The organism is Bilophila wadsworthia ATCC 49260, from assembly GCF_000701705.1.
Taxonomy (GTDB): domain Bacteria; phylum Desulfobacterota; class Desulfovibrionia; order Desulfovibrionales; family Desulfovibrionaceae; genus Bilophila; species Bilophila wadsworthia.
Genome location: NZ_JNJP01000100.1, coordinates 1 through 10851, shown reverse-complemented (window position 1 = coordinate 10851; position 10851 = coordinate 1). Strand labels below are relative to the sequence as shown.

The following is a 10851-nucleotide window of genomic DNA, read 5'->3' as shown; positions in this document are numbered from 1 at the left end:
GGGGGTGGAGAAGGAAGGGGATTGAAGGTTGGGGAGGGGAGAGGCCCCCTTTTGAAAAAGGGGGCCTCTCCCCTCCCCAAACCCCACCCCTCTCCACCTAAAACTTTCGCGTTTATCGAATCCCTGTTGAGAGGATGGGGCATGGGTGAAGTATAGAGGGGGAGCAGTGGAGGCTTTGGAGAGAATGAAGTTCTGAATGATTTTGAGGTTGTTACTTTGATGCTGTCAGATTTTTTAAGAGCGGACGTTCCCCAGAGTTTTCCGGATTGCGGAAGAGGTGCTTTTCGGGCAAAGGACAACCTAAAAAGGAGCATCGTATGGACACGTGTTTTGTGACCGCCAAGTTGACGGCGAAGAAAGGCATGGAAGCGCAGCTTGAAGCGGAAGTGGTGAAGAACATCCCGAACGTGCGGGCTGAAAAAGGCTGTATCCGGTACGATTTCCATAAGAACCGCTCCGAAGACGGCACGTTCCTTTTCTATGAGATCTGGGAAAGCCCGGAAGCCCTCGACGCCCACGGCAAAACCCCGCACATGCTGGCCTACAAGGAGCGCACCAAGGATCTGCTGGCCTGTCCGACCGTCGTAACCGTCTGGTCGCAGGTTGATTGCCGATAGGATAATTTCTGCCGGTTGACGTGAATCAAACAAAAAGCCGCCTGAACCAACAGGCGGTTTTTTATTATGGGGAGCGGCTTCCATTCTTTTTGGCTTTCCGCGTTTCCGGGGGACGGACGCCAAGGGCCATCCTTGAGTCCACCCGTGCCGTCATCTACCCTTACAAAAATCTTTGAAGAGGATGGGGGAGGTTTGGAGGGGAAGGGGAAACTTTCTTTAGAAAATTTCCCCTTCCCCCTCCAATTTTTTCCCTACCCCCGCCCTCTGAACTGCCGCTTGTCGCCCACCCTGATGGTGACGCGCTCGCGGTCGAAATATTCGAGAAGCGGGATGACGTACTTGCGGGAAAGGCCGCCGGAAAGCTCCTTGAACCCGGCGGGATCGAGATCGTCATGTGAGCCGAACCACGCCTGCATCCGAGCCTTGAGTTCCTGAATGACGGGGCCGTGGAAATACAGGCCGTCCTTGACCTTCACGAGGCTGCCGTCCTCGCAGAGCAGCTTGAGCACCGGAGCCGCGGCTTTGGCGTCGACGCTGAGCTCCTCAAGGACATCCTTGAGGTTCGGCGGCGTGAATGCGCCGTCCACATGCGCCTTGAGCAGCGCGTCGCGCAGCCCGGCCTGATCGGACTTGAGGGAGACGGTGTGTGAGGCCATGCGGATGACGTCGCCCTCGGAAACCAGCTCGCCCGAACGCAGCAGGCGCTCCACGACGAAGAAAGCCAGCTTCGGCGGGATACCCTTGCTCCACGCCTCGCGGCCCGTGCCGCCGGAGAGGAGCGTGCCGCGCGCCATGCCCTGCTTGAGCGGTTCCTTTTTATGGAAGGCATCGGCCACGGCAAGGCAACGCTTGGCGAGTTCGGCGGAAGCGCCGGCGGCGACGTAACCTTTTTCCTCACGGTCGAAGCAGAAAATTTTCCCCTTGCCGGAAAGCGCCTGCAATACTTTGTCGAGCCGCTTGGAATCGAGGTTGGTCAACACGGAAAGCTGCGCAAGGTTCGCGCCGCGATTCCCGGCCAGCTCGATCTGCATACGGACGCGATCCTCGTCGGAAGCGTCCTCAAGGCCGAGCAGGGAGGCGACGCGATCGGGCGTGGCATCCCGGCGGCGCAATCCGGCGCTGATCGGGTCGAGCACTACGCCGCCCGCTACGGTACGCAGCGGCGAAAAGGCCCGCACGACGCAGTGGTCGCCGAACACGCCCACCAGCGGCTCGTCAAGCCGGACTTCGCACAACGCGGTTTCGCCGGGGCCGAGTTTGTCGCGGTCGAGGAAATAGAGCCGGGCGGCGATTTCGCGGGCTTCGTGGTGGAAATGGATTTCGGCGCGGTGGCGCAGGGCGCGGGGCGAGGAACCAAGGCAGGTCAGCCGCACCAGCCAGCGATCGGAAGGGAACAGCGTTCCCGGCAGGGCCAGCACGTCGCCGCGCTCCACATCCGCCACATCCAGACCTTGCAGGTTGACGGCGGTACGGTGGCCGGATTCCGCCACTTCCACGGATTCCCCGTGGCTTTGCAGGCTGCGGGCGCGGGTAGCGAGTTTTTTCGGGAGCAGTTCCAACGCGTCGCCCACTTTGACCGAGCCTGAAATCATGGTTCCGGTAACGATAGTCCCGTGACCCTTCAAAGTGAATACGCGGTCTACGGGCAGGCGGAACAGATCGGTCCGGCGACGGGGCGCGAGTTCCTTTTCCTGTTTGACGATATAGTCACGGAGTTTGTCCACGCCTTCGCCGGTCTGGGACGACACCGGGAAGAGCGGCGCGCCTTCGAGGAACGTTCCTTTGAGAAATTCGGAAATGTCCTCGACGGCGAGTTCGAGCAGCTCGGGATCGACCATGTCGATTTTGGTCACGGCGACGAGGCCATGCTTGATCCCAAGCAGGGAGCAGATTTCGAGGTGCTCGCGCGTCTGCGGCATGACGCCTTCGTCCGCGGCGACGACCAGCATCACGAAGTCGATGCCCGACGCGCCCGCGACCATATTCTTGACGAATTTTTCATGGCCGGGCACGTCCACGATGCCGAGCCGTCCGCCGCCGGGCAGGTCGCAGAACGCGAAGCCGAGCTCGATGGTGATGCCACGGCGTTTTTCCTCTTCGAGGCGGTCGCAGTCGATTCCGGTCAGCTTGCGCACGAGCGAGGTTTTGCCGTGGTCGATGTGACCCGCCGTTCCCATTACGATAGCCATAGCAATGCCTCCGGCGGCCGGGCTGCCGCCCGGACCCGCGCCTCCCGGCGGGCCGGGGGAAATGATTTCCCCCGGACCCCCTCAGTGCCGCCATGCGGCCTGTGGGCGTCAGGAGTTTCCGCTTTTGAAAGTGAAAAGAACGAAAAGGCCGCTCCGGGGAACTGTCGCCTGAAAGCAAGGGGCCGCGCGGCCCGGGACGCCGCTTGCCCCGTTTGCAAAAGTCTTTGGAAGGAGAGGGATGGGGTTTGGGGAAGGGAGAGGGAAGCTTTTCTTCAGAAAAGTTCCCTCTCCCTTCCCCAAGTTTCCGCTATTTGCTCAATACGTTGCCGATGCCGAGGATGCCCGCCTCGTCGAAATCCTTGCCGATGAGCTGCATACCGACCGGGAGGCCGTCCGCTTCGCCCACGGGGAACGAGAGGCCGGGGAGCCCGGCGAGGTTCAGGGACACGGTGTAGATGTCCATGAGGTACATCTTGAGCGGATCATCAATGATGGAGCCGAGCTTCCACGCCGTGACCGGAGAGACGGGGCCGAAAAGGGCGTCGCAGGAGCCGAGCGCGTTCAGGTAGTCCTGACGGATGAGGCGGCGGACCTGCGCGGCCTTCTTGTAGTAGGCGTCGTAGTACCCGGCGGAAAGCACGTAGGTGCCGAGCAGGATGCGGCGCTGGACTTCCTGCCCGAAGCCTTCGCTGCGGGAACGGCAGTAGAGGTCGTCGAGGTTCTTGGGATCGGCGGCGCGGTAGCCGTAGCGCACGCCGTCGAACCGGGAGAGGTTCGAGCTGGCTTCGGCCATCGCTACGATATAATAGGCCGCGATCGCGTGGCGGGTCGCGTGGGGCAGGGATACGTCCACGAGTTCCGCGCCGAGGTCGCGGGCACGGTCAAGGGCGTCTTGGCACGCCTTGGCTACCGGGCCGTCCAGCCCTTCGGCCATGAATTCACGGGGCACGCCGAGGCGTACGCCCTTAAGGTCGGAACGGGAAAAATCGGCGTAGCCGTCCACGGGACGCGGCGAAGACGTGGAGTCGCGCTTGTCGTGCCCGGCGATGACGGAAAGCACGAGGGCGGCGTCTTCCACGGTGCGGGTCAGCGGGCCCACCTGATCGAGCGAGGAACCGTAGGCGATGACGCCGTAGCGGGATACGCGCCCGTAGGTGGGTTTGAGGCCCACGCAGCCGCACAGGGCTGCGGGCTGGCGGATGGAGCCGCCGGTGTCCGTGCCGAGGGAGGCGTAACACTGGTTCGCGGCGACGCTGGCGGCCGAGCCGCCGCTGGAGCCTCCGGGGATGCGTTCTGGATCGCGGGGGTTGCGGGTCGGGCCGAAGGCGGAGTTTTCTGTGGAGGAGCCCATGGCGAACTCGTCCATGTTGTTCTTGCCGACGATGACCGCCCCGGCTTCCTTCAGGCGTTCGACCACGAAGGCGTCATAAAACGGATTGAAGCCGCCGAGGATTTTGGAACCGGCTGTGGTGCGCGTGCCCTTGGTGACGATGGCGTCCTTGACCGTGACGGGTACGCCCCAGAGGGGCTTGGAGGCGTCCGGGCCCTGCGCGTCGAGGGCGCGGGCCTCTTCAAGAGCCTGTTCACGCACGGTGATCAGGGCATGGATGGATGGTTCCGTCTCGGCGATGCGGTCGAGGCAGGCTTTGGCCACGGCTTCGGCGGAGACGTCGCCCCCGGCGAGGCGCGCGCGGATTTCGGCAAGGGAGGCTTGGATCAGATCAGACATGGGACGCTCCTAGACGATGCGGGGCACGACGAAGAACTGCCCGTCGGTTTCCGGGGCGTTGGCGAGAACGTCCGAATGCATGTTTTTCTGGACCGGTTCGTCGGCCCGGTAGGGCGTGGAGTGCTCCACAGGGCTGTACAGCGGCTCGACGGCGCTGGTGTCCACTTCGGCGAGAATATCCATATACGCAATGATGTCGGCGCATTGTTCTCCGAATTTGGCGAGCGTGCCTTCTTCGGGAGCGAGGCGGGCAAGTCTCGCAAGGTGCGCCATGCGATCCGTGGTGAGCATGAGGAGAACCTTTCGGCTAGAGGTTGGCAAAAAGAAAAAATTACCATCGGCGGTCACAGGTGGTCAAGGCTCACCCCATATGATGAAATGACGCTGAGTTACGTTGTTTTATGGTTGAGGTGGAGGCGTTTTTTCTCTAGACTCGTCTTCGCACCCTTTTATGAGGAGAATCCGCATGGCGGCATCGAAGCGCAGATCGGGCTTTACTCTTATTGAAATCATTTCGGTTTTGGTCATCCTCGGCATCCTTGCCGCGGTGGCCGTGCCGAAATATTATGATTTGCAGGAGGAATCCGAAAGAAAGGCCGCCCTCGCAAGCGTGGCTGAAGCACAGGCCCGCGTACAGCTCCGTTTCGGGCAATTGGTACTCCAGGGGAGTTCGTGCGACGAGGCGGCGAAGGCGGTTTCGGCCCTTTCCGAAACCGCGGACGCGGCCGAAGGCAAGAACGGCGGCTACCGGTTTGGCGATTTCCTGCTCGCCGTGGATGGCGGCGCGCTCACTTCCGCCGGAAGCGCGGCCTCCGCGAAACGCGTTGATTCGGCGGGGGATTTTGAAGATACCGGCGCCAAACTGTATCTCCCGCAGTGTGGAGAGAGTACAAACCATAGCTTCGGCAGTTCTACTGATATGGATGCGATTATAAAGGCAATGCGGGAAGCGGGCGTCAGCAGGCTTGATTCCGGCGCGCTATCCAACGCTACCTCGCATTCTTCGGATGTCATGGCCGCACTTAAGGCCGCGGGCATAGACTTGGACGCGATGGGGGCAACATCGTGGAGTTTCAACAGCAACATGCTTTATTGGACGACAGCCGATATCGCCAATATCCCTTCGGGGACGAAGGTTCCTGTAATGAGATATAACCCCAGTTCGGGAACGTATACGGTCTGGTCAGCCACCGTTACGCAGCATACGGAACCGGGAATAGGAACCTATAATATGATTGAAAAAGAAAAAAGCCAGTATGGGGCTTCTGCTCAGGCGGGAAAGGAAAAACAGACGTATGAGAATGCGTTGAAATGGTTTGACGCCGCAAGCAGGGATAGCAGCTGGATTGAATGACAGGGAGGTATTCCTGATTTCCAGCGAGCAACGTTTACCCTTTAAGGGCTGATGGCTTTCCATCAGGGGTTCGATAAGGTCAAAAGTCTTTGAAGGGGAGGGATGGGGTTTTGGGAAGGGCGGGGAAACTTTCTACAGAAAGTTTCCCCGCCCTTCCCAAATTTTTTAGCTTCTTCCCGTTCTGCGGGATGCCTGCGCGGTGGCCTTGTTGCGGCGGATCTTGTGTTTTTTGACGGACGACGCGGTGGCTTTGTTGGGATAGCTGTATTTGGTAAGCGCGGAGGCTACGGTGATACCGTTGGTGCGGGACTTGAACCCGGCCTCGACGAGCCTGCGGACTTCATGGCTGCGGAGCCCGGCGGAGTCCGCTCCGAGGATGACCGCGATGAGGCGCGTATTGCCGCGCCGCACGGTGGAAATGATATTGTAGCCGGAAGCCGTGACCCAGCCGGTTTTCAGGCCGTCGGCGCCGGGGCAGGCCCCGAGCAGCGGGTTTTTGTTCGTTGTGACCGCCCCCCGGTGCTTGAGCACGCGGACGCGGTGGTATTGGAGCGCGGAGGGATTGTTCTTGAGGTACACGTATCCAAGCCGCGCCATATCTCTGGCTGTGGTGTACTGACCGGCGGCGGGCAGGCCGTTGGGCGTTTTGAACGTGCTGGAGGACATGCCGATCTGGCGGGCCTTGTTGTTCATCATCTTGACGAAGGCGCGGCCCGAACCGCCGACGCGTTCGGCAACAGCCATCGAAGCGTCGTTGCCGGAAGAGACGGCCATCCCCATGAGGAGGCGGTTCAGGGAAACGCGTTCCCCCGCGCGCAGGCCCATGCGGGAACCGCCTTGGCGCGCGGCGTGGCGGCTGACGCGGATCTGATCGGAGAGTTTGACTTTGCCGGACCGGATGGCGTCGAAGGTCACCATCATGGACATGATTTTCGTAAGTGAGGCCGGGGGGATCCGCACGTCTGGATTTTGGGAATAGAGTATTTTGCCTGTGCGGGCATCCATGAGCACGGCGGAGCGGACATTGAGGATCTGTCTGGACGCGGTGCTTTGGGCGGCGTGGGCTTTTCGGGCGTTCCGGGCTTCTGCGGCCGGGGCGAGGACGAGTGAGGCGGCTATAAGAAGGAATCCGGCCATGAGGGGGATTCTTAGAAGGCGGCATTTGGATCGCAATATGGTGAACATGCTGGATACGCTCCGGAAACCGTGTCTAGAGAGGATGGGGAAGCCAGATCAGAACCTTATTCCAGCCGGATTGCGATGACAAGGGAAAACAGGCCGGTTTTCCGGTGAAAGGGGTCAGCGGGGCGCACTTTCTCATGTGAAGCGTAATTCTTTGATATTCCATATCGTTATGCCGATAAGCCAACCCGGTCCGCATGAGAGTGTAAAAAAAATATGCTCCCCCCCTCTGGACGACATCGAGGGATGCTTTATTTCTTTCGCATAAAACATGACATCATCACCTCTTTATAGGGTGTGAGTCCTCGAGGAGGAACGTATTATGGGCAAAATCATTGGCATTGACCTCGGCACGACGAACAGTTGTGTCTATGTGATGGAAGGCAAGGACCCCAAATGCATCACCAACCCGAACGGCGGCCGTACGACCCCGTCCGTGGTCGCCTTCACTGATAAGGAGCGTCTGGTCGGTGACGCCGCCAAGCGTCAGGCCGTGACGAACTCCAGCCGTACCGTTTTTGCGGTCAAGCGTCTGATGGGGCGCATGGCCAATTCTCCCGAAGTCGAACATTGGAAGCAACATGCTCCCTACAAAATCGTGGCTGGCGCCAACGGTGCCGCCGTGGTTGAAATCGACGGGCACCAGTACACCCCGCAGGAAGTCTCCGCGACTATCCTCAGCAAGCTGAAAGCCGACGCTGAAGCCTATCTCGGCGAACCCGTGACCGAAGCGGTCATCACCGTCCCGGCCTACTTCAACGACGCCCAGCGTCAGGCCACCAAGGACGCCGGACAGATCGCCGGACTCGACGTCAAGCGTATCATCAACGAACCCACCGCGGCTTCCCTTGCCTACGGTTTTGACAAAAAGGCCAACGAAAAGATCGTCGTGTTCGACCTCGGCGGCGGCACGTTCGACGTGTCCATCCTCGAAGTGGGCGACAACGTGGTTGAAGTGCGCGCCACCAACGGCGACACCTTCCTCGGCGGCGAAGACTTCGACCAGCGCGTCATCAACTATCTGGTGGAAGAATTCAAGAAGGAACAGGGCATCGACCTTGCCAAGGACAGCATGGCTCTTCAGCGTCTGAAAGACGCCGCGGAAGCCGCCAAAAAGGAACTGTCCACGTCGATGGAATCCGAAATCAACCTGCCCTTCATCACGGCTGACCAGACCGGGCCCAAGCACATGCTCATCAAGCTGTCCCGCGCCAAGCTGGAACAGCTGGTGTCCGACCTCGTGCAGAAGACGCTGGAACCCTGCCGCAAGGCGCTGGCCGACGCCGGTTTGAAGCCTTCCGACATTGATGAAGTGCTGCTGGTCGGCGGCATGACCCGTATGCCTCTGGTCCAGAAGACCGTGGCCGACTTCTTCGGCAAGGAACCCAACCGTTCCGTGAACCCCGATGAAGTGGTCGCCATGGGCGCCGCCATTCAGGGCGGTATCCTCGCCGGCGACGTGAAGGACGTGTTGCTCCTCGACGTGACCCCGCTTTCCCTCGGCATTGAAACCATGGGCGGCGTGTTCACCAAGCTGATCGACCGCAATACGACCATCCCGACCCGCAAGAGCCAGACCTTTACGACCGCCGCGGACAACCAGCCCTCCGTGTCCATCCACGTGCTGCAGGGCGAACGTCCGATGGCCGCCGACAACATGACGCTGGCCCGTTTCGACCTGACCGGCATTCCTCCGGCACCGCGCGGCGTGCCGCAGATTGAAGTGGCCTTCAACATCGACGCCAACGGCATCGTGAACGTGTCCGCCAAGGATCTCGGCACGGGCAAGGAGCAGTCCATCCAGATTACCGCTTCGTCCGGCCTCTCCGATGCCGACATCGAAAAGCTGGTGAAGGAAGCCGAAGCCCATGCGGCCGACGACAAGAAGAAGCAGGATCTCATCAGCGCCCGCAACCAGGCCGACGGCCTGATCTACGGCACTGAAAAGTCCATCAAGGATCTCGGCGACAAACTCGACGCGGCCCTCAAGAGCGACATCGAAGGCAAGATTGCTTCCCTCAAGACGCTCATGGAAGGCGAAGACGTCGAAGCCATCAAGAAGGCGACCGAAGAACTGGCTCAGGCTTCGCACAAGCTGGCCGAACAGCTCTACTCGCAGGCTCAGGGCCAGCAGCCCGGGGCTGACGCCGCCGGTGCCGCGGGCGCCCAGCCCGGAGCTGGCGCGGCTGGCGGCAAGAAAGCCGACGACGATGTGATCGACGCCGACTTCACCGAATCGAAGTAATAAAGAGAAAGGCAGTGCCTCCGGCGGCTGGGGGGCGAGTCGCCCCCCAGACCCCGACAGTACGGCCCGAAAGAATGAAACGCCCGGAACAAAAGTTCCGGGCGTTTCATTCTTTCGGGCCGTTTCTGATCGCGCCGGATGGTTTTTATTCTAAGAGAGGCCTTGCTCCCCTTTTTCCCTTGCTCTTTTTTGCGCCTGATCTTTTGGAAAGGCAGGGAATGACAGCCGGGAAGGAATAGGATAGGGGGAGAAAAACACGGAGGTTGCTCATATGGTGGCGATGCGGCGCAAGGATCGGCAGGTGTCCGATGAAGAGGCGATGGCGTATTTGAAAGCTGCGGAATACGGCGTGCTGTCCACGGTTGGGCCGGACGGCGAACCCTACGGTGTGCCTTTGACGTATGCGGTTGAGGAAGACGGCAAGGGGCTTGTCTTCCACTGCGCGCGCGACGGCTACAAGCTGGCCTGTTTTGCCGCGAATCCACGGGCGCATTTTGTGGCGGTGCAGGAAACGAATGTGTTGCCCGAAGAATTTTCCATTGAGTACAAGAGCGTCATGGTCTCCGGGCTTCTTGAGGAGATTGAGGACCGCGAAGAGAAAGTCCGCTGTGCGCAGGTTGTGGGCGACAAATATTCCACCATCAGCTCGGAAGAGTACGCCAACCGCGCCGCCGACAAGATCCGGGTGTTCCGCCTGAATATAGAGCATATTTCCGGCAAGCGTCTCGTCAAGGCCGGAGAGCCCGGCATGGGTTATAAAAAAGGGTAGCAAGGATACAGCGAACGAGGAAGAGGCCAGCCTTTTCCTCGTTTTTCTTCCGGGGAGATTTGGGGCAGGCTGTCTCCCTTTGCTTTTAGGGAAACGGGCATCTCACACAGGATTCTGTGCGCTGGCTGGATGAGAGGGCTTTTTTTCAAGAAAGATGAGCGTCAGCGCTGGGGATACGGCTTTTTCGGCGCAGCGGGTGTAGCCGTTGCGCTCATACAGGCAAAGATTGCGCAGGCTCTTGTTGCTGGTGAACAGTTCCAGCCGTGGCGCGGGACAGTTTTTTTCCAGTTCTTGGAGCAGACAGGAGCCGAGGCCGCTTCCTTGATGTTCTGGATGTACCATCAGTTTTCCGATCAGCAGCGTATCTCCCCGCAAAGTACCCCGAACGGACCCCACAATCTTCCCTTTCTCATCAACCGCCTTCAAGAAGATGCCGCTTCTGAATTCTTCCTTCATTTCCTCAAGCGTCTGCATGAGCGGTGGAATGGAAAAATCGTTGAGCAGCCTCGCCTCGCCTTGATACGCCAGCCGCTGCAACTCCAGTATTGCCTCCAAGTCCGCTTCCTCGGCTTGAACGATATGGTGCGGTGTAACCGCCTTCAAACAGGGCATTGGAAAATCCTTTTGGAATGGTGGACAAGCCGCGTTGCTTTGCCTTTGCCGAATGGCAGGCGACACAACGTTTTTTCGCGGAAAGCCGACAAGAGGGATTCGATAAGGTCAAAAGTCTTTGAAGGGGGAGGGATGGGGTTTGGGGAAGGGAGGG

At 59.9% G+C, this 10851-nt stretch carries 9 protein-coding genes; 4 read left to right on the top strand and 5 right to left on the bottom strand.

All coding sequences use genetic code 11. The annotated features are described in order from the left end of the window. Positions 1-317 precede the first annotated feature (317 nt). Positions 318-617, top strand: coding sequence for a putative quinol monooxygenase (locus T370_RS0119290; protein WP_009380211.1), 300 nt, complete (start codon positions 318-320; stop codon positions 615-617). A 251-nt stretch (positions 618-868) separates the two neighbouring features. Here T370_RS0119290 and selB read toward each other — a convergent pair whose 3' ends face one another. From selB to gatC, 3 genes are all read right to left on the bottom strand, one after another. Beyond that, positions 869-2806, bottom strand: a complete 1938-nt coding sequence (gene selB, locus T370_RS0119285) for a selenocysteine-specific translation elongation factor (RefSeq protein ID WP_005028160.1) — start codon at positions 2804-2806, stop codon at positions 869-871. A 307-nt stretch (positions 2807-3113) separates the two neighbouring features. Beyond that, a complete protein-coding gene (gene gatA / locus T370_RS0119280; protein WP_029436710.1) occupies positions 3114-4535 on the bottom strand; it encodes an Asp-tRNA(Asn)/Glu-tRNA(Gln) amidotransferase subunit GatA in 1422 nt (473 codons plus the stop codon). 9 nt (positions 4536-4544) lie between these two features. Then, a complete protein-coding gene (gene gatC / locus T370_RS0119275; RefSeq protein WP_005028162.1) occupies positions 4545-4826 on the bottom strand; it encodes an Asp-tRNA(Asn)/Glu-tRNA(Gln) amidotransferase subunit GatC in 282 nt (93 codons plus the stop codon). Between the two features lie 175 nt (positions 4827-5001). Between gatC and T370_RS24610 the strand changes: the two genes are divergently transcribed. Beyond that, the gene (locus tag T370_RS24610) at positions 5002-5889 is read left to right on the top strand and encodes a prepilin-type N-terminal cleavage/methylation domain-containing protein (RefSeq protein WP_081847602.1); all 888 of its coding nucleotides are present in this window, start codon (positions 5002-5004) and stop codon (positions 5887-5889) included. Positions 5890-6054: 165 nt separating this feature from the next. On the opposite strand, the gene T370_RS0119265 is transcribed toward T370_RS24610, so the two are convergent. Further along, positions 6055-7026 carry a D-alanyl-D-alanine carboxypeptidase family protein gene (locus T370_RS0119265; RefSeq protein WP_227329154.1) on the bottom strand — a complete coding sequence of 324 codons (972 nt, stop codon included), beginning with the start codon at positions 7024-7026 and terminating at the stop codon, positions 6055-6057. A gap of 367 nt (positions 7027-7393) precedes the next feature. On the opposite strand from T370_RS0119265, the gene dnaK reads away from it, so the two are divergent. Next, entirely contained in the window at positions 7394-9316 is a 1923-nt protein-coding gene (dnaK, locus tag T370_RS0119260) for a molecular chaperone DnaK (RefSeq protein WP_029436708.1), read from the top strand. 271 nt (positions 9317-9587) lie between these two features. Further along, positions 9588-10085, top strand: coding sequence for a pyridoxamine 5'-phosphate oxidase family protein (locus T370_RS0119250; protein WP_009369340.1), 498 nt, complete (start codon positions 9588-9590; stop codon positions 10083-10085). 102 nt (positions 10086-10187) lie between these two features. On the opposite strand, the gene T370_RS0119245 is transcribed toward T370_RS0119250, so the two are convergent. Then, entirely contained in the window at positions 10188-10763 is a 576-nt protein-coding gene (locus tag T370_RS0119245) for a GNAT family N-acetyltransferase (protein ID WP_248604291.1), read from the bottom strand. Between the last annotated feature and the right edge of the window lie 88 nt (positions 10764-10851).

Bases quoted from the DNA above. Each gene is read 5' to 3' on its own strand.
- T370_RS0119250 (WP_009369340.1), top strand. From the start codon at position 9,588: ATGGTGGCGATGCGGCGCAAGGATCGGCAGGTGTCCGATGAAGAGGCG.
- selB (WP_005028160.1), bottom strand. From the start codon at position 2,806: ATGGCTATCGTAATGGGAACGGCGGGTCACATCGACCACGGCAAAACC.
- T370_RS0119265 (WP_227329154.1), bottom strand. From the start codon at position 7,026: ATGGCCGGATTCCTTCTTATAGCCGCCTCACTCGTCCTCGCCCCGGCC.
- gatC (WP_005028162.1), bottom strand. From the start codon at position 4,826: ATGCTCACCACGGATCGCATGGCGCACCTTGCGAGACTTGCCCGCCTC.
- dnaK (WP_029436708.1), top strand. From the start codon at position 7,394: ATGGGCAAAATCATTGGCATTGACCTCGGCACGACGAACAGTTGTGTC.
- T370_RS0119290 (WP_009380211.1), top strand. From the start codon at position 318: ATGGACACGTGTTTTGTGACCGCCAAGTTGACGGCGAAGAAAGGCATG.
- T370_RS24610 (WP_081847602.1), top strand. From the start codon at position 5,002: ATGGCGGCATCGAAGCGCAGATCGGGCTTTACTCTTATTGAAATCATT.
- gatA (WP_029436710.1), bottom strand. From the start codon at position 4,535: ATGTCTGATCTGATCCAAGCCTCCCTTGCCGAAATCCGCGCGCGCCTC.